This is a genomic window from Ruegeria sp. AD11(2025), from assembly GCF_056542405.1.
In genome coordinates this window covers 20,461-47,178 of record NZ_JBQFZU010000009.1, presented here as the reverse complement: position 1 = coordinate 47,178, position 26,718 = coordinate 20,461, and the positions used below count along the sequence as shown (strand labels likewise).

The following is a 26,718-nucleotide window of genomic DNA, read 5'->3' as shown; positions in this document are numbered from 1 at the left end:
TATGTTTGTTCAGCACACATGTATCTTGCGCAACATTATTTCGCAAGCGCAGCAATCGTTACGTGATGTCATGACGTCGGCCATTCTAAATCCACCGGCGAGTCTTTCGCTCATACCGGGCGAAATCCGCGCGAAACGTACGACGCAGGCGGTCTTCTTCGGGCAGTATGAAGCGGCGTTCCAGCACCCACACGAAAACTGGAATCAAAATCAGGGACAACACTGCATCAAACCGCAGAACTAGCCCGGCCAGGATCAGAACATCACCCACATAGATCGGATTGCGGCTGCGGGTATAGATGCCTGATTGCACCAGCGACGAAGGCGTTTCGTGCGGTATAACCGTTGTCTTGTGGCGCCGGAACTCGACTACTGCCAGCAATGCAAAAAGGACACCGCCGCCGATCAGGATGCCGCTCAGCAGGTCGGTAAGTCCGCTGTCCAGGGACAGCCCCAGCGAAAAATGGCGCGCTTGGAGCCAGGCCAGCAAAGCAAACCCAACAAGCCAGACAGGCGGTAAGTCGATCCGGCGCATGTTCATTCCCCACAATTGACGAAACGTAAAGGCGTGTCGTTTCTGGGCGCTTTCCTATCGCTTTCGGAACAGATTGGCAAAAGCTCAGTATGTCGCATCAATGGACAGGCATGTGCGGATCGGATAGGCCGAAGAAGACCACCGAGCCGTAACACAAACTGGTGAGCCCCTGATGACCGATTTCTCCGCGACCAAAGCCATGTTCGATCTGCCCGAGGGTGTTATTTACCTTGACGGCAACTCACTGGGTCCTCTGCCGCTTACCGCCGTAGACCGAGTGAGCGGCATGATGGGCAGAGAATGGGGTCAGATGCTGATCACTGGCTGGAACAAGGCCGGGTGGATGGCTTTGCCGACCGGGCTGGGCGACCGCATTGGTCGGCTGATCGGCGCGGCGCCCGGCACGGTGGTGACCGGCGACACATTGTCGATCAAAGTGTATCAGGCCGTGGCCTCGGCCCTTGAATTATGCCCGGATCGCAAGGTTGTATTGTCGGACAGCGGCAACTTCCCGTCCGACCTCTATATGGTGGATGGCCTGTTGCGGTCGCTGGGGCCGGATTACAAATTGCGGATTGTCGCGCCTGAGGACGTGGCCACCCACATCACTGAAGACGTCGCCGTCCTGATGCTGACAGAGGTCGATTACCGCAGCGGTCGGATGCACGACATGAAGGCGTTGACCGAACTCGCCCACGCCAACGGGATCGTGACCGTGTGGGATCTGGCCCATTCCGCCGGGGCGATCCCGGTGGACCTGTCCGGCTGCAATGCCGATTTCGCGGTGGGTTGCACGTACAAATACCTGAACGGAGGCCCCGGCGCGCCTGCATTCATCTATGTCGCCCCACGCCTTGCCGAAAGTGCGCGCCCCGCCCTGTCCGGCTGGCTGGGGCACGAAGCGCCCTTTTCCTTTGATCTGGACTACCGCCCCGGCAGCGGGATCGAGCGGATGCGGGTGGGCACCCCTCCGATCATCCAGATGACTGCGCTGTCGGCTGCGATGGATATCTGGGACATGGCAGACATAGCAGACGTGCGCGCCAAATCCATCGAACTTACCGAGCTGTTCATAGCCCGCGTCGAAGCCTCCTGTCCCGAGTTGGAACTGGCCAGCCCGCGCGATCCGAACCAGCGCGGCAGTCAGGTCTCCTTCCGGTTTGATGACGGGTACGCAGCGATGCAGGCCCTGATCTCCTGCGGCGTGATCGGAGATTTCCGGGCCCCGGACATTATGCGCTTTGGCTTCACACCGCTTTATATCGACGAGCAGGATGTGGAGCACGCGGTCGAAATCCTGACCGACATCATGAATAACCGTTTGTGGGATGCACCGGAATTCAAGGTGCGTCAGCGGGTTACCTGAACTCAAGCCCCGTGCCGATCAATGCGGCGACCTGCGCCACCTGCTGTTCATAGACTTCGGACCCGGCCCCAATCAGCTTGAGCCCCTTGAGCGTGGCCGTGATCGTTCGCCCGGTCTCGGCCGCATCGGCCAACAGGCGCACCCGCCCGGCTTGCGCTTGTTGCGTCAACCAATCGGCATAGAGGCCGGCCAGTCTGGCCTCACCTTCCGAGATGATCTCGGTCGCCATGGACTTGGTATTGTCCAGCATCTCGAGCCCATGAGGTGAGGCCAGTATCGCCGCCATCCCCTCGGTCTGGGCCTTTATCGCGCGGGTCAGAACGTCGGGCACCGACCCTGAAGAGGCCAGAGCTCCGGCGACTGCCGCGCTTTTCTCGGCATAGTATATCTCGGTCAGCTTGCTGACGATCGCCTCTTTATTCCTGAAATGCAGATAGACGGCTGGCCGGGACATTCCCGCCCCGCGCGCTATGTCATCCATCGAGGTTTTTCGAAATCCATAACTGGCAAAGGCCTGAAATGCGGAATTCAGGATCGCCTTTTGCCGTGAATCGTCAATTATTTCCGTCATGCTGAACTCGTGACATTTTTTGTTCATTTTGTCAATTGACATACTGACACTTTAAGCCAATTATGTCACGGAACCAGCCACAGCTAGATGAGGTGCGCCATGGCGACCGCTCTTAAAATCAACGGAAAGCAACATCAGATTGACCTGCCCGATGACGTCCCCCTGCTTTGGGTGCTGCGGGATGAAGCCGGACTGACCGGAACCAAGTTTGGCTGCGGCGTGGCCGCCTGCGGTGCTTGCACCGTGCATATCGATGGCGAGGCCGTTCGGTCCTGCCAAGTGACGCTGTCGGATGTCTGGGGCGATGTGACGACAATCGAGGGGATGGAATCGCCCGACGCGATGACCACACTCCAACAGGCCTGGGTCGATCATCAGGTGGCTCAGTGCGGCTACTGCCAGTCGGGCCAGATCATGCAGGCCGCCGCATTGCTGGCGGAAAATCCCGCCCCCTCGGACGCCGAGATTGACGAGGCGATGCAGGGTAATCTCTGTCGTTGTGGCACCTACCCCCGTATCCGCGCCGCGATCCATGACGCGGCCGGCAAATTGAAGGAAGCGTAACCGATGGCTTCTGTTGGAAAAATCCTGCGTCGCACTTTCCTGATCGGCTCCGCCGCGATTGTCGGCGGCGTGGCGTTTGGCGCCTATTACGTGAGCCGCCCCGCCACAAATCCGCTGAAACCCGGTCAGGGTCAGGCAGCGCTGAGCCCGTTTGTTCTGATTGACCAGAACGGGGTGACCCTTTTTGCCCCTCGTGCTGAGATGGGACAGGGCGTCAGAACCACATGGGCTGCGTTGATCGCCGAAGAGTTGGACGTAGATCTGGACCAGATCAATGTCCTGCACGGCCCTGCGGCAGCGGCCTATTACAACTCGGCCCTGATGGGGGAAAGCCTGCCCAACAAGGGCTATGATATCTCGGACTTCCAGCACAATCTGGGCGATGCGTTGGGCGTGCTTGGCAAAGCGCTGAGCCTGCAGGTCACCGGCGGCTCGACCTCGATGAAAGACGGGTTCGAGCGGATGCGTCAGGCCGGAGCCTCCGCCCGCGAGACGCTGAAACAGGCCGCGGCGGACCGGTTGGGCGTTGATCGCAGCGAACTGAAAACGGCCTCGGGTCACGTCATTGCCCCAAACGGAGACAAGATCGCTTATACCGAGCTTGCCGTCGACGTTGCCAAGCTTGATCCGATCGAGGCACCTCTGCGTGACCCGTCCGAATGGCGCTATCTGGGTCAGGCCCAACCACGTCTGGACATGGTCGAAAAGGTGACCGGGACGGCTGAGTTCGGCATCGACGTCCGCCTTCCCGGCATGAAATTTGCCGCCGTCCGCATGAACCCCAAGCTGGGCGGAGCGATGAACGGTTTCGACGACAGCGCCGCGAAATCCATGCCGGGGGTCGAGAAGATTGTCGATCTGGGCAACGGAGTCGCGGTGATTGCCACTAACACATGGCTGGCCAATCAGGCGGTCGAGGCCATCGACGTGGATTGGGGTGACGCCCCCTATCCGCCCGACACGGACGGTATCTTTGCCAAGATTGCCGAAGCATTTGACGATGCCCCGAACTCGACCATGCGCGATGACGGCGATGTCAGCGTGACGCCCGAGGGCGCGACAGAGATCACAGCAGAGTATCGCCTGCCCTATCTGGCTCACGCCACGATGGAGCCGATGAACGCGACTGCGCTTTATACCGTCGATGCGTTGGAACTGTGGTGCGGCAATCAGGCCCCGACCCTGATCCGTTTTCGTGTCGCGAACACTGCGGGCCTCGATACCGAGGCCGTGCAGATCCACACCACCTATCTGGGCGGCGGCTTTGGTCGTCGGGGTGAACTCGACTTTGGCGATATCGCCACCAAGGTTGCCATGGCTATGCCCGGCACGCCGGTTCAGACCACGTGGAGCCGCGAAGAAGATATGCGCCACGACTATTTCCGCCCCGGCGCCATCGCCCGGATGCGCGGAGCGGTGCAGGACGGCAAGGCGGTCCTGATCGACGGCAAGGTCGCGGCGCAGTCCTGCACGCAACAGGCGGTGACGCGTTACACCGGTATGCCCGGCGCAGGACCGGATAAGGTGTTGGTCGAGGGCTTTTTCAACCAGCCCTACGCGGTGCCGAATTACCGGATGAGCGGCCACATCGCCAAGCTGGACGTCCCCGTCGGATTCTGGCGCTCGGTCGGCAACAGCCACAATGGATTTTTCCACGAAACTTTCATGGATGAGATGGCCCATGCCGCCGGTCAGGATCCGCTGGAATTCCGGCTGGAACTGATGAAATCCGAGCACGCGCCTTCGGCGGGTTGCCTGGAAGCAGTGAAAGAAATGTCAGGCTGGACGGGCCAAACACCGGATGGCGTTGGGCGCGGAGTTGCCTTTACCTACAGCTTCGGCACTCCGGTCGCTCAGGTGATCGAAGTGCTCGACGAAGATGGCACCATCCGCATCAACAAAGCGTGGATCGCCTGCGACATGGGGCTGGCTCTGGACCCCGAAAACGTCAAGGCGCAGATGTTCGGCGGCATGATGTATGGCCTGTCCGCGGCCTGCTACGGCGAGATCACCTTTGCCGAAGGCGAGGTCGAGCAATTCAACTTCCCCGACTATGACGCGCTGCGGATGCACACCGCGCCGCAGGTCGAAGTGCGCGTGCTGGAAACCAACCGCCATATGGGTGGCGCAGGTGAGCCCGGCACGCCCCCCTCGATGCCCGCACTCGGAAATGCGCTGTTCGACCTGACCGGAAAACGCGCCCGCACCCTACCGCTGATCAATCAGTTCAACCTGCTGGTCTGATCGCGCCGCGCCGGTCCGGTCCCTCTCTTTCGGACCGGCGCAAAATTCACGCCATTTGCTGTATCAGGCCGGCGTCCGATCCCGTCGCCCAGGCACGCACGGCTGCACCGAACGCCTCGAACAGGGGGCGGGAGACAGGATCGTTGATCGCATCCCACTCGGGGTGCCATTGCACCGACAGGGTAAATCCGGGCGCATCCTTGACATAGATCGCCTCGGGAGTACCGTCAGGCGCATGTCCGTCGATCACCACGCGCTGTCCGACTCTTTTGATGCCCTGACCGTGCAGCGTATTGGTCATGACCTCGGGCGCGCCGAACAGTTGGTGAAACACGCCACCTTCATTCAATGACACCACATGGCGCAGGGCGAACTTTTCCTCAAGCGTCCCGTCCGGCGGCATCCGGTGATTCATCCGGCCCGGCAGATCGCGAATTTCCGGATAAAGCGTCCCGCCCATCGCCACGTTGACCTCTTGGAATCCTCGGCAAATTCCCATGAACGGCTGGCCGCGTTCCACGCAGGCTCGGACCAGAGGCAGGGTGATCGCATCCCGCGCCCGATCGAACTCACCATGTGCTTCGGTGGCGTCCTCACCATATTCCTCGGGGTGGACGTTCGGGCGCCCGCCGGTCAGCAGAAAGCCGTCACAAACCTCCAGCAATTCCTCGACCGTGACATAGCGAGGATCGGAGGGGATCAGCAGCGGCAGACAGTGCGATACATTGGCCACGGCGTCGGAATTCATCGTTCCACCCGCGTGCGTCGGATATTCATCGTTCATGAGGTAAGAGTTGCCGATGATACCGACGACAGGCCGAGACATTCCGCATTCCTTGCTGCTTGATTGATTAACAGGGAAGCTATCCGCAGCAATGAAAACGTGCAACAGAACACGCCCTGCAAAACAGCGCAAGGACGTGTTCAATCATGCACACAGCGTTCTGATTTTAAACAAAATCTCAGGACGCTGTTGCGAAATCAGTTGGCGACTCGGAATTATCTCCCCAAAACCACCACTACTCTCCAGCAAAGACCAATTGAAATCAGATTTCCCCGGTCAGGCCTGCTGCCTCAATTCCGGTCAGTCCCGCAGTCGCATCATTGTCCGAGGTATCACCAGTCACGCCAACCGCACCGACAATCTCTCCTTTGCGGTCACGCAGAAGAATGCCCCCCGGAACCGGAACGACCTGCCCTCCATAGACGCCGTTCACAGCGGCCATAAAATAGGCTTGTGCCTCGGCCCGCTGCATCTGCGCGGTGCCTGCCATGCCCAGCATTACCGAGCCATAGGCTTTACCATGAGCAATCGCAAAACGACCGGGGGCCGCGCCGTCCTCACGCTCAAAAGAAATCACGTGACCGCCTGCGTCCAGAACGACGACGGACAGAGGCTTCAGCTCCATCTCGCGGCCTTTTTCCAGTGTTTTGCGAATGATTGTGCGGGCTTTGCGCAAAGTAATTGCCATGTTCTGTCCTCTCTGTGTGGGATTAAAGGCTGGCTTTCAGCTCAAGACGACGCGCGTGCAGGACCGGCTCGGTATAACCCGAGGGCTGGATGCACCCCTTGAATACCAGATCGCACGCTGCCTGAAAGGCGATACCGTCGAAGCCCGGTGCCATCGGTGAATACGACGGGTCGTTTTCATTCTGACGATCCACCACGGTGGCCATCTTGCGCATCGCCGCCATCACTTGTTCCTCCGAGACAATGTCGTGATGCAGCCAGTTGGCCAGCGCCTGGCTGGAAATCCGGCAGGTCGCGCGATCCTCCATCAAACCGATATCGTTGATGTCCGGCACTTTCGAGCACCCCACGCCCTGATCGACCCAGCGCACCACATAGCCCAGAATACCCTGCGCGTTGTTTTCGATTTCCCTTGTGATCTCGTCATCACCAAGGTTGCGACCGCCCAGCAACGGTATGGTCAGCAGGTCATCAAGCGAACCCCGCGCGCCGTCAGCAGCCAATTCGCCCTGACGGGCCAGAACATCGATCTTGTGGTAATGCGTCGCGTGCAGGGTCGCGGCGGTCGGTGAAGGCACCCAAGCGCAGGTGGCGCCCGATTGCGGGTGGCCGATCTTGGCGTCCAGCATGTCGCCCATCCGGTCGGGCATCGCCCACATCCCTTTGCCGATCTGCGCCTTGCCCTTCAGACCGCAGGCCAGACCGATATCGACGTTGCGATCCTCATAAGACGCAATCCACGGCGTGTTCTTGATGTCACCCTTGGGCAACATCGGGCCTGCTTCCATCGAGGTATGAATCTCATCCCCCGTCCGATCCAGGAAACCGGTATTGATGAAGGCCACGCGCGATTTTGCGGCGCGGATACATTCCTTGAGGTTGGCCGAGGTGCGGCGTTCCTCATCCATGATGCCCAGCTTAACGGTGTTGCGCGGCAGGCCGAGGATGTCTTCGACCATGTCGAATATCTCGACCGAGAACGCCACTTCTTCCGGCCCGTGCATCTTGGGCTTTACCACGTAGACCGACCCGGTGACCGAGTTTCCGCCTTCGCGAGCCAAATCGTGCATGGCGATCAGAGTGGTGCAGAGCGCATCCATCAGGCCCTCACCGATCTCATTGCCATCGGCGTCCAGAACGGCGGGGTTAGTCATCAGGTGGCCGACATTGCGCACCAGCATCAACGAACGGCCTTTCAGCGTGGCTTGATTGCCGCTGGCGGTGATGTAGTCCACGTCGCCTGCCAGTTTTCTGGTGAAGGTGTTGCCGCCCTTGGTGACCTCTTCGGTCAGGTCGCCTTTCATCAGGCCCAGCCAGTTGCTATAGGCCACCACCTTGTCTTCGGCATCGACACAGGCAACCGAATCCTCGCAATCCATAATTGTGGACAGGGCCGACTCCAGTCTGACATCCGCGATTCCCGCCGGGTCGGTCGCACCGATGGGTGTCGATCTGTCGATCACAATTTCAGCATGAAGGCCATTCTTTTCTAAGAAGACAGAAGTTGGTGAAGCCGGGTCACCTTTGTAACCCACAAAGCGGCCCGTTCCGTGCATTTGCGATCCATACATGTACGCTCTTTCACCGTCGTCCAGTGTTGCAACGAGGTTTCCGTCTTCAACAGCAATGCCAACGACACTTGTCCAATCATCGATTGCTGGCGTGCAAAAGAAGCCCAGATGATACTTTGCCCAGGCAATCACGCGTGCACCGCGCTCCGCGTCATAGCCTCCGCCTGCTGGTAAATCGCCCATCGCGTCGGTACCGTAAAGCGCATCATACAGGCTGCCCCAGCGGGCATTGGCGGCGTTCAAGGCAAAGCGCGCGTTGGTGATCGGCACGACCAGTTGCGGACCGGGGGTCAGGGCAATCTCGGGATCAACATCAGCGGTTTCGATCTGGAAGGCATCGCCTTCCTCGACCAGATAGCCAATCTCGCGCAGAAAGTCCCGGTAGGCGATGGCGTCATGCGTCTGCCCTTTGCGGTCCAGATGCCAGGCATCGATCTGTCCCTGCATCTTTTCCCGTTTTGCCAGCAGCGCACGGTTCTTTGGGCCCAATTCGGCGACCATCTGCGCAAGACCGTTCCAAAAAGCTTCGGACGAAACGCCCGTTCCCGGCAACACCTGCCCCTCTATGAACTCGGCCAAAACCGTATCGACCTTAAGTCCACTCCATGTTTGCCTGCTGCTCATGCCTCTAATCCTCGTTTGTACGCCACTGTATACGCGCCTCAATTAGGTCGGATGTTTCCGATAGGCAACACGTCTTGACCCGTTGCGGAGGTGATCCGTTGGGTCACGTGTGAACCATCACGTATTTGATGGACGATTGAACAAGCCGCTTCACACCGCTTGCAGCCCGTCGTCGCAGCCCATAACGTCGCGCCAGACACGAACCGATGCGAGGCCCCCGATGCGTGACGCCGCCCCTACCACGATCTACCTAAAAGATTACACGCCCTTTGGGTTTCTGGTGGACAGTGTACATCTGACCTTTGATCTGGCCGATCACGCAACCCGAGTGACTTCTCGCATCGCATTTACGCCGAACCCCGATGCGACGGACCGGGCTTTCTTTCTGCATGGTGAAGACTTGGCCCTGATCCGGGCTGTCATCGATGGGGTCGAGATCACCCCCGAGGTGACAGACAAGGGCCTGACCGCTGATGTCCCCGATGCGCCCTTCATCTGGGAGGCTGTCGTCGAGATCGACCCTGGCAACAATACCGCGCTTGAGGGGTTGTATATGTCGAACGGCATGTACTGCACTCAATGTGAGGCTGAGGGCTTCCGCAAGATCACCTATTACCCCGACCGTCCCGATGTGATGTCCACCTTCACTGTGCGCATAAACGGCGACCTGCCGGTGCTGCTGTCCAACGGCAACCCCATGGGCCAGGGCGAAGGCTGGGCCGAATGGACGGATCCGTGGCCCAAACCCGCCTACCTGTTTGCGCTGGTTGCCGGAGACCTCACCGCTCATCCCGACCAGTTCACCACCATGTCGGGCCGCGACGTGGAATTGAACCTGTGGGTGCGCCCGGGCGACGAGGGCAAATGCGCCTTCGGCATGGAGGCGCTGAAGAAGTCGATGAAATGGGATGAGGACGTCTACGGCCGCGAATACGATCTGGACGTGTTCAACATCGTGGCTGTGGATGACTTCAACATGGGCGCGATGGAAAACAAGGGGTTGAACATATTCAACTCGTCCGCTGTTCTGGCCAGCCCCGAAACGTCAACCGATGCCAATTTCGAACGGATTGAGGCGATCATCGCGCATGAGTATTTCCACAACTGGACCGGCAACCGCATAACCTGCCGCGACTGGTTCCAGCTGTGCCTGAAAGAGGGCCTGACGGTGTTCCGCGACGCGCAGTTCACCTCTGACATGCGCTCGGCCCCGGTGAAACGCATCCAAGACGCCATCGACCTGCGAGCCCGGCAATTCCCCGAGGATAACGGACCGCTTTCGCACCCAGTACGCCCCGAAAGCTTTCAGGAAATCAACAACTTCTACACTGCCACCGTTTATGAAAAAGGCGCCGAAGTGATCGGGATGCTGAAACGGCTGGTGGGGGATGAGGCCTACGCGCAGGCGCTGGACCTATACTTCGACCGTCATGACGGGCAGGCCTGCACCATCGAAGACTGGATCAAGGTGTTCGAGGATACGACGGGCCGCGATCTGTCCCAGTTCAAACGCTGGTATAGCCAATCCGGTACGCCGCGCGTGGCCGTGGCCGAGGAGTACGCGGACGGCACCTACACCCTGACCCTGTCACAGCGCACCGAGCCGACCCCCGGCCAGGCCGAAAAACTGCCTCAGGTGATCCCGGTTGCTGTTGGCCTGCTAGGCCCCAACGGGGATGAGGTCCGCGCGACCGAAATTCTGGAACTGACCGAGTCCGAACAGAGCTTTCAGTTCCCCGGGTTGGCCGCCAAGCCGGTGGCCTCGATCCTTCGCGGTTTTTCGGCGCCGGTCATTCTGGAGCACGACCACACGGATGCCGAGCGCGCCTTTCTGCTGGCCCACGACACCGACCCGTTCAACCGCTGGCAGGCCGGACGGTCGCTGGCAGAGGACACGCTGCTGCGCATGATCCGCGACGATAACGTACCCGGGACCGACTATCTGGACGGCATACTGGCCGTACTGCGCGACGGCGATCTGGACCCGGCCTATCGCTCGCTGATGCTGGGCCTGCCGACGCAATCCGAACTGGCCGCCGCGCTGTTCGAAGCCGGAGAGACCCCCGATCCGATGGCGATCTGGAGGGCAGTGGAAACGCTGCGGCAGGCGACAGCGCAACATGTGCAGGACCTGTTGCCACGGCTGCACAGTGAGACCGTGGTCGACGCGCCATTCCTGCCCAATGCCGAGCAGGCGGGCAAACGCGCGCTTGCCGGCGCGGTGTTGTATCTGACATCGCGGCTGGATGGTGGCGCCAAGGCCATCGATGAGTACGCGTCCGCCAACAACATGACCCACCAGTTGACCGCCCTCTCGTGCCTGTTGCGCGCGGGGACAGGGCAGCAGGAATTGGCTGCATTCTATGATCAGTGGCAGCATGATCGGCTGGTGATGGACAAGTGGTTCGGCCTTCAGGTGACCACAGCCGACCCTGAGGCCGCAGCGGGCATCGCTCAGGCACTGACCGAGCACGCAGATTTCAACTGGAAGAACCCCAACCGCTTCCGCGCGGTCATGGGGGCGCTGGCCATGAACCACGCCGGTTTCCATCATGCGGACGGGGCCGGGTATGCCTTGCTGGCGGACTGGCTGATCCGGCTGGATCCGGTAAACCCGCAGACAACGGCGCGGATGTGTACGGCTTTCCAGACTTGGAAACGCTATGACACTGACCGTCAGGCCCTGATCCGAACTCAGCTGACCCGCATCGGCGACACGCCGGACCTGTCGCGGGATACCACGGAAATGGTGACGCGAATCCTCGGCGCATGACCCCGTTCACCTTCACGCGCCACAACCGGACACCGCGCACGGTCCTGATCCTGACCTGTGTCTACGCGGCGCTTGCGGTTCTGCGGATCCTTTTCGATGCGGCGTGGTGGCTGGTCGGACTACTGGCCCTGTCTACTCTGCCCGCCCTGTGGGACATCGTGCATGGAACATGTGCGGGCATGACGCTGGATAACGACCGGATAGGGTGGTTCTCGGGCAATCGCGAAGCCGAGGTACCTTTGACTGATATCGACTACATCCGCTTCGATACCCGCTGGGACTTTTCGGTGCGCGTCTCGCTGGTTCTGGCGTCGGGCAAGCGAATTCGGCTGCCAGACGAATCCACACCACCCCACAAAGAGCTTGAAACCGCCCTGCAAAAGGCCGGTTTCCGGGTTGAGCGGCATCATTTCAACGTTTTCTGAAACAATGTGCCCCAAAGGAGACCATTCCACCGGCACTGCCCCTCACATCCTGCAAAAAGCTTGAATTTGAGGTGAATTTCAGTCAAAATCCCTAGTCAGCTTACCTGTTTGTTTCGGTTTCGAGTTTTGCCATGTTTCGGTTTCTAAGGGCACGTAAGGCCCGTTCTTCTTTACCTTCCCGTCAGTTCACGCAGGACATGCGCGCAGCGGATTGCGCCGTGGCAGCTGGTCTGCCGGACAAAGGGCAATTGAACATTCCGCTGGCACGGACCTGTGCTGGGGACCTGATAGGCCATGAAACCATTAGACTTGGGCGCAAGCTGGCCAGACAGGACCGCTGGGCCGAGTTGTCCCGACAAATACGCGCTGCAGACGAAACCCGCAAAACGGCACCCGACGGGATGCCCATTGCGGATTTGCTGGCCTTTGGCGCCCGCTCCGACGTTGTTCTGGCGGTGGAACACGCCCTGTCTGACGGCGCCGCTCTGTCCGAATATGACCTTCTTGGCGGCATCTCCGAGCTGGAAGACGAAATGCGCGCGCATCCCGAAGATCCGATGATCGCACTTGTGGTCGCGCTAACGCATATTGACTTGGCTTGGGCGTGGCGCGGGACTGCAACGGATGCCACGTTGCCTCCGCTGCACCGGTCGCGCTGTGCGGCGCATTTCGACCGGGCCGCAGCGCTATTGCCGAAATGCCGCGCGGCCGCGCCGGACAGCCCAGTGGTTGCCGCAGCCCGTTGCGCCCTGCTGGCCGGTCAGCGGAAAACCGACCTTCGCGTGGCGGAAGAATACGAACGTCTGATCACGCTGGATCCGAATAACCAGCGTCATATGCGGGCAATGGGCACCCATCTTCTGCCGCGCTGGTTCGGCAGCTACGAAGAGCTTGAGGTTCAGGCACTTCGTAATGCGGCCCGCACCCGCGACGTCTGGGGGGCCGGCGGTTATACCTGGGTCCAGTTTGACGCCATCGCCTTGGATGAAGAGGCCTGCGCACGCCTGGATGTCGAGTACTTTCTGGAAGGTTTGAATGACATTCTGCACCGCCGTCCGGATCAGCAGACAGTCAACATGCTGTCGGCCTATTGCGCCACCACGATTCAGAACGGGTTGGGCCTGAACGAACAGGCCGATCTGGTGCGTTCGCAAATTCACGACGCCGCAAACTGGCTGATCCGCGACCACATGACCGAATTGCACCCGCTGATCTGGGCGCATGCTGCGAGCGGTTTCAACAATTCAGTTCGCATCAACTCGGCCGAACGGTTTGCGGCACGCGGTCAACGCCAAGCCTTGCGCGCCATCGGCGATCTGTTCCGCGACGAGTTGCGAAGCGGCATGGATGTGACGTTCACACCATCGGGCCTGCGCCTGTCTGAGAACTGATTCCCCCTTGCCCCTAGACCGCACCGGGCCTAATACGCAGGCTTAGACTTCTGCGGAAATGAGGCGCGCCATGCTCGACCTGACATACGAAATGCCCAAACCCAAAACCATCGCCGGGGCCAGGCACGATTGGGAACTGGTGATCGGGATGGAGGTGCACGCTCAGGTCTCATCCAATGCCAAACTGTTCTCGGGCGCATCGACTCAATTCGGAGCCGAGCCGAACTCGAACGTGGCCTTTGTGGACGCCGCGATGCCGGGCATGCTGCCGGTTATCAACGAGTTCTGCGTTGAACAGGCGGTTCGTACCGGCCTGGGTTTGAAAGCGGATATCAACCTGAAATCTGCCTTTGACCGCAAGAACTATTTCTACCCTGACCTCCCGCAGGGCTATCAGATCTCGCAGCTCTACCACCCCATCGTGGGCGAAGGTGAAGTGCTGGTTGAGATGGGGGATGGCACTGCACGTATGGTGCGGATCGAGCGCATCCACATGGAGCAGGACGCAGGTAAATCGATCCACGACATGGACCCGCATATGTCCTTTGTCGACCTGAACCGGACGGGTGTCTGCCTGATGGAGATCGTCTCGCGCCCGGATATTCGCGGCCCCGAAGAAGCGGCTGCATATATTGTCAAACTGCGTCAGATTATGCGCTATCTGGGCACCTGCGACGGCAACATGCAAAACGGCAACCTGCGGGCGGACGTGAATGTCTCGATCTGTTTGCCGGGCGCGTACGAAAAGTACCAGGAAACGCAGGACTTTTCGCATCTGGGCACCCGCTGCGAGATCAAGAACATGAACTCCATGCGCTTCATCCAACAGGCGATCGAGGTTGAAGCCCGCCGCCAGATTGCCATTGTCGAAGCCGGAGGCAAGGTCGATCAGGAAACCCGCCTGTACGACCCGGACAAGGGTGAGACTCGCTCAATGCGGTCGAAGGAAGAGGCGCACGACTATCGCTATTTCCCCGACCCCGACCTGCTGCCGCTGGAGATTGAACAGGCATGGGTCGACGACATTGCCGCCAAGCTCCCGGAACTTCCCGACGACAAAAAGGCACGGTTTATCAGTGAATTCGGGCTGACCGACTATGACGCATCGGTTCTAACCGCCGAAGTGGAATCGGCTGCTTATTTCGAAGAAGTTGCCAAGGGGCGCAGCGGCAAGCTGGCTGCGAACTGGGTGATCAACGAACTGTTTGGTCGTCTGAAAAAAGAAGACCACGACATCACCGACTCACCCGTGTCTCCGGCACAGTTGGGCGGGATCATCGACCTGATTTCCTCGGATGCCATCTCGGGCAAGATCGCCAAGGACCTGTTCGAAATCGTTTATACCGAAGGCGGTGACCCAGCGCAGATCGTCGAAGAGCGCGGTATGAAGCAGGTGACCGACACCGGCGCAATCGAGGCTGCATTGGATGAGATTATCGCCGCCAACCCTGCGCAGGTCGAAAAGGCCAAAGTAAACCCGAAACTGGCCGGCTGGTTCGTCGGTCAGGTGATGAAAGCCACCGGCGGCAAGGCCAACCCAAAGGCGGTCAACGAACTGGTCAGCCAAAAGCTGGGTTCGTAAACCGATTAGGGTACGAAATACCGACGGCGGGGTTTGCTCAAAACCCCGCCGTTTTTCTTTTCCGCCTGTTTCCGCGTGAAGATGACTTTCCCAAAATCTCCAGCATGTTAGATTGCCGGGAACCGACCACCAGGAAGATCCGATGCAGCGCTACGAATACAAAGTTGTCCCCGCCCCTCAAAAAGGCATCAAGGCCAAGGGCCAGAAAACCGCAGAGGGCCGGTTTGCCGCTTCAGTTGAACAAGTGTTGAACCAGATGGGCCAAGATGGTTGGGAGTATCAGCGTGCCGAGTTGCTGCCCAGTGAGGAACGCGCGGGCCTGACAAGTTCGACAGTGAACTGGCGTAATGTTTTGGTGTTCCGGCGTGAGATCGAAACTGATCATGTTTCGGCGCGGATGGATGAGAGCATCGCACAGGCAAAGCCCATTCCCGGCCCCCAGACAGTTCAGGCCCTGGCCCCCATTTCGGAAGAAGTAAAAGAGCCTCCTCTCTCTTTGAAAGGGACTGAAAAGGTGACAGAACCGCCCAAAGACGAAAACACGCCCTAGCCGTTTCTCAAACCTCATTTTACAAGAATTTATTAGTTATCGTGAGATCTGTCCTTTTCTTTTCAACGTCACTGTTGACGTTCACCTTGATGGCGCACGCAGCCGTCGCCAACCCCGTCACAGACTTGCAATGCCTTGAAGCTGAATGGTCTGAAAGCACAACCAAACTGCAGGAAAATCGCGCGACGGTCTGGCAATGGTTGCACCGCATTATCAACAGACCCGATCAGGTTGAATGCAGCGACGAAGAATTTGTCAATGCAAACCCTGACTGGCTTACATTGCCCGAGTACTCCTGGACCTGCCTCAACGGTCAATCCAGTCTGACTACGACACTGAATTTTCAATTACCTGACAAAGAACAGCGCGATGCTGCCCGATCCGGATTGATGATTCTGGGCGCGATATACAGCATTTCAAACCCGGAGTTCATAAGTGCTGCGTGAACAGCAACCGCGGACTTTGCGCAGAGGTTTGCAGAAACACTTGAGGAACTTGAGGCTGCGGGCATCGACATAACGATTCATCCCGAACCCGAAAACTCTGTGTCTACAAAGACAGATTCGGAAGAGACCGTTTCGATAGGCGATTTGTTGGCAAATACACTTCCTTTGCAAAACAGGTGGGGATTGACCGCCAACCTCGTCTGGACGCCAGCCTCGTTTCAAATCCCGGAAGTCGCGGATGATCTGGCCGGAGCGCTTTATCTCGGAGAGATGCGGACCCGGATCGGGAACGTGCAACACATAGAGTACATCTTGCGAAGCCTAGAAAAAGCGAAGGGCCATCCCGGTATCGCTATGCAGAATGCCTCGGCGGCTCATGCAAGCGTTGTTGCAACAACCGAGCAGAAAGCAGACATCTGGGCTGCGGAGAACCTCGACGTCGCGACGCGGAACTTTCGCCTTTTCGGCGAGAAGGTAGATATACGGCAGCGCGACGCGAAAAGCATTTCGGTAATCGACGTACGCTCGTGGTCAAAAACACCAGAAGCCGATTGGCAAAGCACTTCAGATGCGCAGATCGTCGAAGGCGTGAATGAGCTGGTGTTCTATTTTGAACCACAGCCAGAGTTCGAACGACAAAAAAAACGTGAACAGCGATTGCAGGATCACCAAAACCTTCCCATGCCCGCCGTTCAAGAAAACCAATACCATTCAGGATTTTCTTTCAGACGACTGGACCGAGGCCTGCGGGAAAGCAGAGGGGTGCCAAATTACATCCCTCCGCTGGATCAACCACCACGTGGCGATACGGACACGTTTGCGTGCGAGAAACGCCGGTGCCGCATATTTTTCCCGATTTGCGGCAAAGATGTTCACCCTAAGAACCAAAGCATTGCTGACCGCCTTTGAACCCGACCCTGGATTTGATCCCGGGCAAGCCTGCAGGTAGCTAGGCCGATTGGCCGTTCAGACCCCGATATCCAGCGCCAGCGCATGGATGCGCGGCACGATATCGCCCAGCGCCTTGTGGACTGCGCGATGGCTAACGACACGCGATTGTCCCTCGAAAGCGCTGGAGCGGATACGGACGTTGAAATGGCTTTCACCACCATCCTGATAACCCGCGTGACCGCGGTGGCTTTCGCTGTCGTCGATGACTTCAAGCTCATGCGGATCAAAGGCCGCCTGCAGGCGAGTTCGGATTTCGTCAGTCACAGTCATTTTTTCGCTCAGCGGTAAAAATTTTACCGCCCCCCTCTTCTACTTTCGGCTGCTTAGATTAAACTGCTGCCTCCGAGTCGAGAAGATGCGTTCTTAAGGATCACAGCATGACGAAATCAGACCCTTTCGGATTCGATATGTCCGTTTCCAGCGCCAAGAAAAAGAACCCGCGCGGGCGTCGGGGGATGTCGGGCGCGTCTGAGACCTCGGTGCGCATCTGCGACCATCCCGACTGTAATGAGGCGGGCAAGTTTCGCGCGCCCAAAGCGCCGGATGTCCTGGATGATTTCTATTGGTTCTGCCAGCAGCACGTGCGCGAGTATAACCAGAAATGGAATTTCTTCGACGGCACCACCGAAGCCGAGCTGAACGCGCAGCGATCCAAGGACAAGGTGTGGGAGCGTGAGACCAAGCCCATGGGCGATCCCGAGGCGCGCGCCTGGGCACGTCTGGGCATCGAGGACCCGCATCAGGTACTAGGTGCAAACGCCACCAAGAATCCTGGCCGTACCGCGGGCGGTGGTGGCCGTCGTCTGCCCCCAACCGAGCGCCGCGCGATCGAGATCCTTGAGGCCAAGGACAGCTGGACCAAGGCCGAGGTGCGCAAGGCTTACAAGAAGCTGATCAAGGTGCTGCACCCTGACATGAACGGTGGTGACCGGTCGCAGGAAGAACAGCTGCAGGAGGTCGTCTGGGCCTGGGATCAGATCAAGGACAGCCGGAATTTCAAGTAAGTCTGCCTTAGTGGGTTAGTCTTTTTCAGCGATCTCAATGATCCGTAGAAGACTTGCCGTACCTTCCAGCACCGCAAAACCGGTATCTGCCTTTTCCGCCAGAGACAGGCTGGACCAAGTGCGCCCGGAATACTCGCCCTTCAGGATAACAGCGTCAGCATCGCCGGTTTCGACGTCCAGCGTCATGCTCAGTTCTTCGGTTTCCATCTGCAACGCGGAAGCACCGTGAGTTAACTGGCGCAGTGCTTCGGTCCTTTCCGCCTGCAATTCTGCAATGCGGGCACCACGCTCGGCTTCGTTCAAAGCGTAAGCAGCATCCATTTCCTTTCGCCATGCGCGCATGGCGGCCAGAACTGCCCCACCGGCCGTAATCGGCAGTAGCGGTGGGCACAGCACACCGACGACCACACCCAGGCCGACCCCCGCACCTAACCCGTGTTTCAACGCCTGCCCACCGGCATTCAAACGCATGGAAATCGGAGCCGATATGGTATCAGACAGCGTTCCCGCTATGGATTTGCGTAGGTTCCCAATCAGTGCCGACGCTGATGCCGCGCGGGTCAGCGTGCCGGATACACCGTTTTGCAGACCGCCCATTACATCGGGTATCGCGTTTGACCTCGACTTAGCATTAATCCACGCGCTTTCTGAAGCTGCAGCTATACTGTCTAAGGCCCGCACGAAACGAGACGCCTTTTCGTACGGCTGAGTGGGTGGCAGTGCATATTCCGAAAGCACCTCCAATTCAACTCTTGCTGCGGTCAGCTTGGTACGTTCGACGCGATCGCGAGCCACTTTCGCAAGCTGCGCGGACCTGTGGATTGAAGTAAGAATCTGGTGCTTTTCTTCGTCAGAGACGGTGTCCATCTGGTCAATTTCTTGCAGCATCAACATGATCGCCACAAAACTGGGCACATGAACGATGTGAAACGCTCTGTTAAGCCGCCAATCCTGTGGCTCGGCGTCCAGAGTATTTGCCAGATACTCCAGATCGCTGCCGAGATTTCCAGCGGCTCGCCGGAACTCCCGGTCGGAGTCGGAGCGGGTTTGAACAAGGACGGACAGGTATTGCAGGTTTTCAAACTTTTCCTGATCGGTCGACAACTGTTTCAATACTCTAATTCTCGCAACTAATAGTCAGATCCGCCCGGTCAGTTTAGCGCCGGAAGAATTGGTCTGCGAGCGCATATTGATTGACTGTACGGCATTTCTCAAACAATTCAGGCAGGTCTTGTCTGAGGCGAGGACCCATCCTTAAACTGTTACAAATCCCCGTTTCGCCATGTTCCATGAGTGGGCTCTTTTGCCCACATCCAACTTGTGATCTTTCCCCAATGGAACGCGATATAAAACAATTCATTTCCCTCGTACATGCGAATGCTCTGTTGGTTGCCATCACTCCGGCCCTACTACTTAGCGGATACCTCGCCCTGAACCTGCGTCTACCGCATCTGGGTCTGTGGCCCAGCGCCAGCCGCTGGCGGCATCACATGGCCTTTGGTCTGTTCCGGCTGTTCTGCGGAGCCACCATTGCTTTCGCCATGTCCGAGGTCTGGATGAATGGCTGGGGTCACTGGCTGCGGTACGTGATCGGTGTTCCGGTGATGTTGCTGTCTTTCGGGATCACGCTGTGGGGATATCGCTTTCTGGGCCTCGACAACACCTACTGCGACTGCGACGGGTTGGTGACCGGCGGGATGTATGCCTATTCGCGCAACCCGCAATATGTGACCTCGGTGCTGACTACGGTGGGGCTGGGCATCTCCAGCGGATCGTGGGTGACTCTGGCGCTGGCGGCTGCGCTGTTCGTGATCTATTTCCTGTTCGTCCTGAACGAGGAACGCTGGCTGCTGCAGGGCTATGGGCAGGCGTTCCAGGACTACATGCAATCCACGCCGCGTTTTGTCGATGAGCGCAGCCTGATCCGGGTGCGGGACGCGATTCTCGATTGATCAAAGCGCGCGGATAAGGCCAGTTTCAAAGAAAGATTTGCCGAAGCCGCGGCACGCACGGCTTTCCCTTGCCCTTGCTCGCAATATGTTGCACCACACACGGGTTCAAACCCGGCAATACGGGCCAAAGGATAAGGACGACGCGCATGGCTGACGGATCGATTGATATCAACGCAAAACCCACCGAGGATATCTCGGTCCGTGAGGTGTTTGGCATTGACAGCAACATGGCGGTTAAGGGCTTTGCCGAGCGCAGCGATCGGGTGCCGGTGATCGACCATACCTACAAGTTCGACCCCGAGACCACGCTGGCGATTCTGGCAGGCTTTACTCATAACCGCCGGGTGATGATTCAGGGCTACCACGGCACCGGCAAATCGACCCATATCGAACAGGTCGCTGCCCGTCTGAACTGGCCTGCCGTGCGCGTGAACCTGGATAGCCATATCAGCCGGATCGACCTGATCGGTAAGGACGCCATCAAGCTGCGCGACGGCAAGCAGGTCACCGAATTCCACGAAGGCATCTTGCCCTGGGCGCTGCGCAACCCCGTCGCCATCGTGTTCGACGAATATGACGCAGGCCGTGCAGACGTGATGTTCGTGATCCAACGCGTGTTGGAGCATGACGGCAAGCTGACCCTGCTGGACCAGAATGAGATTATCACACCGAACCCGAACTTCCGCCTATTTGCCACCGCAAACACCGTGGGTCTGGGCGATACGACCGGGCTCTATCACGGCACGCAACAGATCAACCAGGCACAGATGGACCGCTGGTCGCTGGTATCGACGCTGAACTATCTCAGCCACGATGCAGAGACGATGATCGTTCTGTCCAAGGCGCCACACTATAACACCGAGAAGGGTCGCAAGACCGTCAGCCAGATGGTCACCGTCGCTGACCTGACTCGGACCGCCTTCATGAACGGCGACCTGTCCACGGTGATGAGCCCTCGAACCGTGATCAACTGGGCGCAGAACGCCGAGATTTTCCGCGACATAGGTTACGCCTTCCGCCTGTCCTTCCTGAACAAATGCGACGAGTTGGAACGCCAGACTGTTGCCGAGTTCTATCAGCGCTGCTTTGACGAAGAGCTGCCCGAAAGTGCCGCAAGCGCAAGCCTGGGCTAAGACGTGCATTTTGCCGAGCAAAAATGCGTGTTCATTCACGTCCCGAAAACCGGGGGAAACTTCTTTACGCGGTGCTTCCTTCGGTTTTCCGACGACGCGATCGTCACCAGTGGGCATCAGGACGGCACAGACCGATTTGAACTGAATGGCGAGGCGACCAAGTCCAAGCACCAAACACTGGCAGAGTACAGTGACCTGATCGGCCCGGCCTTTTCAGGCTATACTGCTTATGCCTTTGCCCGGCCTCCGGTAGAGCGGATGATCTCACTGTATTATTCTCCCCACCGCTGGATGCGCGAACAGGAGGACGGCGGCTTTGGTCTCGACGCCCGCAACGAACCTATCGATTTGCGGGAATTTGAAGCGCTTGTGTCGTCCAATCATTCCATCTCGGATCTGCTCGACACCCAGAATATCCCGGCGCGCCTGATGCTCAATACCAGTGCCTTGCACACCTCCGGAGCACGTGTTTCGCTGCTGAATTTTGCAAATCTGCAAAGTGGGCTGAAAAGGTTCGGGCGGAAAAATGGGTTCGATCTATCCGACATTCCTGCCGATAAGGTGAATTCGAGCGCCGTCAACAATCCGATTGCACTGAATGCCGGTCAAATGGACCGTTTGGCGGAAACCGTTCTGGATTCGCACCACCGCAAAGATCAGGAATTCTTTCCTGCGACTGGCCTGAAAGGCGTGCTGGACAGCGTTTCAAGGTGGTTCAACCTGTACGCATAGGCGCAAACGCGACTGTTCGGCGCGGCACCCCTTTTATGTGGTGTTCTCACAACCGGCTGAGTTATTACACGCAAGCGTTTCTGTATACAAACATTGCACGTTAGACATTCGAAGCATGTCATTTTCATAGTAGTTTTAGTTGCCTCTGCCGTGGCACTGACTATTGCAATGCCGTCGCAGGCGCTTCCCGCCGGGACATCAAATCGCGTCGCGTTGGTTGCCATCTGGTCCGGAAAGCCCGAGGCACCGGCCACACGCCAATGCACCCAGATGAACGAACAGGCCGCGTCGGTTACCGATCCGCAGCGGAAATTCGACCTTTTGCCGGACACAATTCCCCCTCCCCCCCCGGCGCCTGTCCGGAGGGGTTGAGGCAAATCTGTCCCGGCGCTGGCCCGTGCGGTGCTGGGTCGAGGTGGCCTATCTGCTGGCCGACATGGACTACAGCATTGACGACCGGGCTGCCGCAAGGGTGGAACGATAGCCTGCGCGTCGAGTTTCCGAATGCCGCAAGGTTTTGCTGTGAACACCGCTCTGGTTTCATGGGAAAACGGGCTTGGCCCTATGGCCAAGCCCCCGGAATGGCTCTAGGTTGCCCGAACAGAACAAGTCCGGACCTGCCACCGATGAGCAAACCCAACGACAACCCCGCCGATCCGTTCAAGAAAGCCTTGGCCGAAGCCACCAAGGTGATGGCAGACGACCCGGAACTGAACGTCTCTTACACGGTCGATCCTTCGGGACTGGCGGGTGAATCGATGCGCCTGCCGCAGGTCAGCCGCCGGATGACACGCGAAGAAGTTTTACTGGCGCGCGGGACAGCGGATGCCTTGGCGTTACAGCGACGGTATCACGATGACGCGACCCATGCGCGCTATGCACCTCCGGGCGATATGGCGCGAGACCTCTATGAAGCGATGGAGGTTGCCCGATGCGAAGCGATGGGTGCGCGGGACATGCCCGGCACGGCCAGCAATATCGACGTCAAGATCGGGCACGAGGCACTGCGTCGCGGCTATGACCAATGCAAACAGCCTGCGGATGCGCCTCTGGCTGTCGCAGCAGGTTATTTGATCCGCCATCTGGCCACCGGGCGCGACCTGCCACCGGCGGCCGAAAATATCATGAACCTGTGGCGCGGGTTCATCGAGGAACAGGCTGGCGGGACGCTGGAAAACCTTGATGATATCCTCTCGGATCAGGCCGAATTTGCCAAGTTCGCTCGCCAGATGATCAAAGATCTGGGCTATGGTGACCAGCTGGGCGATGATCCGGATGAACTGGACGACGAACAGGAAGATCAGGCCGAGGACAACGCCGAGGAGCAACCCGATCCCGACAGTACCGGGCAGGACGATCAGGACGAACAGGACGCCGACGCGACCCCTGAGCAGACGCAGGAAGAACAGCAGGACCAGTCTCAGGCTCAGGTCTCGATGGATGAAATGGCCGAGGATGAGATGGGCGATGAGGCGGAGATGCCCGAAGGTGAGGCTCCGCTGGAGCCACCTGCCCCGCCGCCCGCATCCGAGGCCGATCCAGATTACAAGGTGTACCTGAACACCTATGACGAGGAAATCGCCGCCGAGGATCTGGCCGAGCCGGCCGAATTGGAACGGCTGCGCGCCTATCTGGATCAACAGTTGGAGCCGCTTAAGGGCGCGGTCAGCCGACTGGCCAACAAGTTGCAGCGCCGCCTGCAGGCGCAACAGAACCGCAGCTGGGAGTTCGACCGCGAAGAAGGCATTCTGGATGCAGGCCGTTTGGCACGCGTAGTGGCGAACCCGACCACGCCGCTGAGCTTCAAGGTCGAGAAGGACACCGAGTTCCGCGATACGGTGGTGACGCTGTTGCTGGACAACTCGGGTTCGATGCGCGGACGTCCGATTTCGATCGCTGCGATCTGTGCCGACGTTCTCGCGCGGACGCTGGAGCGCTGCAACGTGAAGGTAGAAATTCTGGGCTTTACCACCCGTGCATGGAAAGGCGGTCAAGCGCGTGAAGCATGGCTGAACGATGGTCGCCCGCAACAGCCGGGGCGTCTGAATGATCTGCGGCACATCATCTACAAGGGCGCCGATGCGCCGTGGCGGCGGGCGCGGCCCAATCTCGGTTTGATGATGAAAGAGGGCTTGCTGAAAGAAAACATCGACGGCGAGGCGCTCGAATGGGCACATCGCCGAATGTCGGCCAGGCGCGAGCAGCGCAAAATCCTGATGGTGATTTCCGATGGTGCGCCGGTTGATGATTCAACGCTCAGCGTCAACCCCGCGAACTATCTGGAAAAACACCTGCGCGATGTGATCGCCATGGTCGAAAAACGCAAGGTGGTGGAACTTCTGGCCATCGGGATCGGCCACGACGTGACCCGCTACTATGATCGAGCGGTGACGATCACGGATGTGGAGCAACTGGCGGGTGCAATGACCGAGCAATTGGCAGCGCTGTTCGACAGCGACCCGCGGGCACGGGCCCGGGTGATGGGAATGAAGAAGGCCAGCTAGGGCTGGTCTTGCCTCCGGCGGCAGTAATTTCCAAAAAAGGGGGTCGGCCCGATTTGGGAGAGGTAGGAAATGATTCAGTCCTTTGAAGTCACCGCGCGTCCGGAACAGGGGCCGCCACGGTTGGCTGCGCTGCGCAAGGAAATCGTGCGCGAAGGGTTGGACGGGTTCCTGATCCCACGTTCGGATGCGCATCAAGGCGAATACGTGGCGCCGCGGGATGAACGGTTGGCCTGGCTGACTGGGTTCACCGGATCGGCAGGATTTTGCGCCGTTTTGGCGGACATAGCAGGGGTGTTCGTGGATGGCCGTTATCGGACGCAGGTGAAGGTTCAGGTCGCGTCGGAGTATACACCCGTACCTTGGCCCGAAGTCAGCCTGAGCGCATGGCTGAAAGAGCAACTTCCGAACGGCGGCAAGGTGGGCTTTGATCCCTGGCTCCACGCTGCAGGTCAGATCGACAGCGTCCAGAAAGAGCTGGAAGGCACCGGGATTGAACTGCTGCGCTGTGACAATCTGGTGGACCGGGTGTGGGCAAACCAGCCCGCACCGCCGATAAATCCGGTCAAGGCGCATCCGATCGAATTTGCCGGGGAATCAGCGGACAACAAGATCGCTCGTCTGGCCGAGGCGTTGCGCGAAGCCGACTGCACCGCGGCCACAATCACATTGCCGGATTCGATCATGTGGCTGCTGAACATTCGCGGCTCGGATATCGGATATAACCCGGTGGCGCATGGTTTTGCCATTTTGCACGCCAACAGGATGGTAGACCTGTTCATGACCGAAGAAAAACTGACGGTCGCTATGGGTAATCAAGTTCGGGTCCACGCACCGGACACGTTTCTGGCAGCCGTCGAAGCGCTGGAAGGCAAGGTTCAGGTCGATCTGAGTACTTTGCCTCAGGCGGTTGCGGACGTGTTGAAGGGCCGAATGCTCGATGGCGGCGATCCCTGCGCCCTGCCCAAGGCCCGCAAGAATGCCGCCGAAATCGCGGGCAGCGCCGAGGCGCATCTGCGCGACGCGGTGGCCGTGATCGAAACTCTGTGCTGGATGGACGCACAAGCGCCCGGCACACTGACCGAAACGCAGGTGGTCACCCGGCTTGAGGAAAACCGCCGCAAGGACAACGCGCTGCAGGATATTTCATTCGATACGATTGCAGGCACCGGACCAAATGGCGCGATCATGCATTACCGCGTGACCGAAGAGACCGACAGCCGCCTTGAGGACGGGCACATTCTGGTGCTCGATAGCGGCGGACAATATCTGGACGGCACGACAGACATCACCCGCACAATTGCGATTGGCAAGGTCGGTGACGAGGAAAAGTCCTGCTTCACCCGCGTGTTAAAGGGCATGATTAACCTGTCCATGCTGCGCTGGCCCGTCGGACTGGCCGGGCGCGATATCGAATGCATCGCCCGCACACCGCTTTGGGCTGCAGGACAGGATTTCAACCACGGAGTCGGGCATGGGGTCGGTGCATACCTGAGCGTTCACGAAGGTCCGCAACGCCTGTCAAAGGTCAGCCATGTGCCGCTGCAACCGGGCATGATCCTGTCGAATGAGCCGGGATACTACCGCGAAGGTGCGTTTGGCATCCGCATCGAAAACCTTGTCGTCGTGCAAGAGGCTCCGGCCCTGCCCGGCGGTGACGATGAACGCGCAATGCTAAACTGGCGCACGCTGACCTATGTGCCAATCGACCGGCGGTTGATTGTGATCGACATGCTGACAACGGCAGAGCGCGACTGGCTGAATGCGTATCACCGCGACGTTGCGGAAAAGATCCGGCCAAGGCTGGGCGACGACGCCCAAGTGTGGTTGGATGCCGCAACCGCGCCGGTCTGACACCGGACTGTTACATATACCGGGCAGAGGAGTGGCCCAAGAAAGACGAGGAAATTGGAATGGTTGAGATCACAATCCGCAAACTACCGGGCAAATGGAGTGTACGTTCGGGCGGCGCCGTACTGGGTGAAAGCACCGGCGCTCTGGAATTGTCGGAAGGGGACCTGACTCCGGTGATCTATTTCCCCCGTTCGGACATCGCGATGGCGTTTCTGGACGTGACCGACAAGGTCACGCATTGCCCGCATAAAGGCGACGCGACGCATTTTTCGATCGTCAACAAATCCTCGGTGACCGAGAACGCGGCCTGGAGCTTTGAGAATCCGTCGCCTACCATGGCCGAAATCAAGGACTATGTGGCCTTTTATCCGGTCGAGTCTGTAAAGGTTGAGCAAATCTAGATCATCCCGCCCCTCCGGGAATTTTGGGGTCAGATCGGTCAATTCTTAAAAAAGCACTGGCCCGCAAGCCAGTGCTT

At 58.8% G+C, this 26,718-nt stretch carries 23 protein-coding genes; 16 read left to right on the top strand and 7 right to left on the bottom strand.

The window, feature by feature from the left end; all coding sequences use genetic code 11:
* Window positions 1–85: 85 nt before the first annotated feature.
* A complete protein-coding gene (locus ACR1XY_RS10825) occupies window positions 86–535 on the bottom strand; it encodes a methyltransferase family protein (protein ID WP_480593033.1) in 450 nt (149 codons plus the stop codon).
* Between the two features lie 172 nt (window positions 536–707).
* On the opposite strand from ACR1XY_RS10825, the gene kynU reads away from it, so the two are divergent.
* The gene (gene kynU, locus ACR1XY_RS10820; protein WP_480593031.1) at window positions 708–1,901 is read left to right on the top strand and encodes a kynureninase; all 1,194 of its coding nucleotides are present in this window, start codon (window positions 708–710) and stop codon (window positions 1,899–1,901) included.
* Here kynU and ACR1XY_RS10815 read toward each other — a convergent pair.
* On the bottom strand, window positions 1,894–2,472 hold the full coding sequence (locus tag ACR1XY_RS10815; protein WP_480593028.1) for a TetR/AcrR family transcriptional regulator: 579 nt from the start codon (window positions 2,470–2,472) through the stop codon (window positions 1,894–1,896). The two genes, kynU and ACR1XY_RS10815, sit on opposite strands and share 8 nt — an antisense overlap.
* A gap of 99 nt (window positions 2,473–2,571) precedes the next feature.
* On the opposite strand from ACR1XY_RS10815, the gene ACR1XY_RS10810 reads away from it, so the two are divergent.
* Entirely contained in the window at window positions 2,572–3,036 is a 465-nt protein-coding gene (locus tag ACR1XY_RS10810) for a (2Fe-2S)-binding protein (RefSeq protein WP_480593026.1), read from the top strand.
* A gap of 3 nt (window positions 3,037–3,039) precedes the next feature.
* Window positions 3,040–5,280 (top strand): xanthine dehydrogenase family protein molybdopterin-binding subunit, encoded by a 2,241-nt coding sequence (locus ACR1XY_RS10805; RefSeq protein WP_480593023.1) that lies wholly within the window; start codon window positions 3,040–3,042, stop codon window positions 5,278–5,280.
* A 46-nt stretch (window positions 5,281–5,326) separates the two neighbouring features.
* Here ACR1XY_RS10805 and ACR1XY_RS10800 read toward each other — a convergent pair whose 3' ends face one another.
* The 3 genes from ACR1XY_RS10800 to ACR1XY_RS10790 form a co-directional block, all read right to left on the bottom strand.
* On the bottom strand, window positions 5,327–6,106 hold the full coding sequence (locus tag ACR1XY_RS10800) for a gamma-glutamyl-gamma-aminobutyrate hydrolase family protein (protein WP_480593021.1): 780 nt from the start codon (window positions 6,104–6,106) through the stop codon (window positions 5,327–5,329).
* Between the two features lie 220 nt (window positions 6,107–6,326).
* Complete coding sequence (locus ACR1XY_RS10795; RefSeq protein WP_480593019.1) at window positions 6,327–6,752, bottom strand: GlcG/HbpS family heme-binding protein; 426 nt, start codon at window positions 6,750–6,752, stop codon at window positions 6,327–6,329.
* Window positions 6,753–6,774: 22 nt separating this feature from the next.
* Window positions 6,775–8,946, bottom strand: a complete 2,172-nt coding sequence (locus tag ACR1XY_RS10790) for a malate synthase G (RefSeq protein ID WP_480593016.1) — start codon at window positions 8,944–8,946, stop codon at window positions 6,775–6,777.
* Window positions 8,947–9,166: 220 nt separating this feature from the next.
* On the opposite strand from ACR1XY_RS10790, the gene pepN reads away from it, so the two are divergent.
* From pepN to ACR1XY_RS10760, 6 genes are all read left to right on the top strand, one after another.
* Window positions 9,167–11,719, top strand: coding sequence for an aminopeptidase N (gene pepN / locus ACR1XY_RS10785; RefSeq protein WP_480593013.1), 2,553 nt, complete (start codon window positions 9,167–9,169; stop codon window positions 11,717–11,719).
* Entirely contained in the window at window positions 11,716–12,144 is a 429-nt protein-coding gene (locus ACR1XY_RS10780; RefSeq protein WP_480593010.1) for a hypothetical protein, read from the top strand. Before pepN ends, ACR1XY_RS10780 begins: the two co-directional genes overlap by 4 nt.
* A 131-nt stretch (window positions 12,145–12,275) precedes the next feature.
* Window positions 12,276–13,535, top strand: coding sequence for a hypothetical protein (locus ACR1XY_RS10775; protein ID WP_480593008.1), 1,260 nt, complete (start codon window positions 12,276–12,278; stop codon window positions 13,533–13,535).
* 70 nt (window positions 13,536–13,605) lie between these two features.
* The gene (gene gatB, locus ACR1XY_RS10770) at window positions 13,606–15,117 is read left to right on the top strand and encodes an Asp-tRNA(Asn)/Glu-tRNA(Gln) amidotransferase subunit GatB (protein WP_480593005.1); all 1,512 of its coding nucleotides are present in this window, start codon (window positions 13,606–13,608) and stop codon (window positions 15,115–15,117) included.
* A 142-nt stretch (window positions 15,118–15,259) separates the two neighbouring features.
* The gene (locus ACR1XY_RS10765) at window positions 15,260–15,667 is read left to right on the top strand and encodes a DUF4177 domain-containing protein (protein WP_480593003.1); all 408 of its coding nucleotides are present in this window, start codon (window positions 15,260–15,262) and stop codon (window positions 15,665–15,667) included.
* Window positions 15,668–16,260: 593 nt separating this feature from the next.
* Entirely contained in the window at window positions 16,261–17,022 is a 762-nt protein-coding gene (locus ACR1XY_RS10760) for a hypothetical protein (protein WP_480593001.1), read from the top strand.
* 57 nt (window positions 17,023–17,079) lie between these two features.
* Here ACR1XY_RS10760 and ACR1XY_RS10755 read toward each other — a convergent pair whose 3' ends face one another.
* Entirely contained in the window at window positions 17,080–17,334 is a 255-nt protein-coding gene (locus tag ACR1XY_RS10755; RefSeq protein ID WP_480592999.1) for a BolA family protein, read from the bottom strand.
* Between the two features lie 107 nt (window positions 17,335–17,441).
* Here ACR1XY_RS10755 and ACR1XY_RS10750 point away from each other — a divergent pair, with 107 nt between their 5' ends.
* On the top strand, window positions 17,442–18,068 hold the full coding sequence (locus tag ACR1XY_RS10750) for a J domain-containing protein (protein WP_480592997.1): 627 nt from the start codon (window positions 17,442–17,444) through the stop codon (window positions 18,066–18,068).
* 15 nt (window positions 18,069–18,083) lie between these two features.
* On the opposite strand, the gene ACR1XY_RS10745 is transcribed toward ACR1XY_RS10750, so the two are convergent.
* Complete coding sequence (locus ACR1XY_RS10745; protein WP_480592995.1) at window positions 18,084–19,181, bottom strand: hypothetical protein; 1,098 nt, start codon at window positions 19,179–19,181, stop codon at window positions 18,084–18,086.
* Window positions 19,182–19,402: 221 nt separating this feature from the next.
* On the opposite strand from ACR1XY_RS10745, the gene ACR1XY_RS10740 reads away from it, so the two are divergent.
* From ACR1XY_RS10740 to ACR1XY_RS10715, 6 genes are all read left to right on the top strand, one after another.
* Window positions 19,403–20,020, top strand: coding sequence for a methyltransferase family protein (locus ACR1XY_RS10740; protein ID WP_480592993.1), 618 nt, complete (start codon window positions 19,403–19,405; stop codon window positions 20,018–20,020).
* 146 nt (window positions 20,021–20,166) lie between these two features.
* The gene (gene cobS / locus ACR1XY_RS10735; protein ID WP_480592991.1) at window positions 20,167–21,153 is read left to right on the top strand and encodes a cobaltochelatase subunit CobS; all 987 of its coding nucleotides are present in this window, start codon (window positions 20,167–20,169) and stop codon (window positions 21,151–21,153) included.
* 27 nt (window positions 21,154–21,180) lie between these two features.
* Window positions 21,181–21,885 carry a sulfotransferase family 2 domain-containing protein gene (locus ACR1XY_RS10730; RefSeq protein ID WP_480592989.1) on the top strand — a complete coding sequence of 235 codons (705 nt, stop codon included), beginning with the start codon at window positions 21,181–21,183 and terminating at the stop codon, window positions 21,883–21,885.
* A gap of 626 nt (window positions 21,886–22,511) precedes the next feature.
* Complete coding sequence (cobT, locus tag ACR1XY_RS10725) at window positions 22,512–24,389, top strand: cobaltochelatase subunit CobT (protein WP_480592987.1); 1,878 nt, start codon at window positions 22,512–22,514, stop codon at window positions 24,387–24,389.
* Window positions 24,390–24,458: 69 nt separating this feature from the next.
* Window positions 24,459–26,240 carry an aminopeptidase P family protein gene (locus ACR1XY_RS10720; protein WP_480592985.1) on the top strand — a complete coding sequence of 594 codons (1,782 nt, stop codon included), beginning with the start codon at window positions 24,459–24,461 and terminating at the stop codon, window positions 26,238–26,240.
* Window positions 26,241–26,299: 59 nt separating this feature from the next.
* A complete protein-coding gene (locus ACR1XY_RS10715; RefSeq protein WP_480592983.1) occupies window positions 26,300–26,641 on the top strand; it encodes a DUF427 domain-containing protein in 342 nt (113 codons plus the stop codon).
* Window positions 26,642–26,718 lie beyond the last annotated feature (77 nt).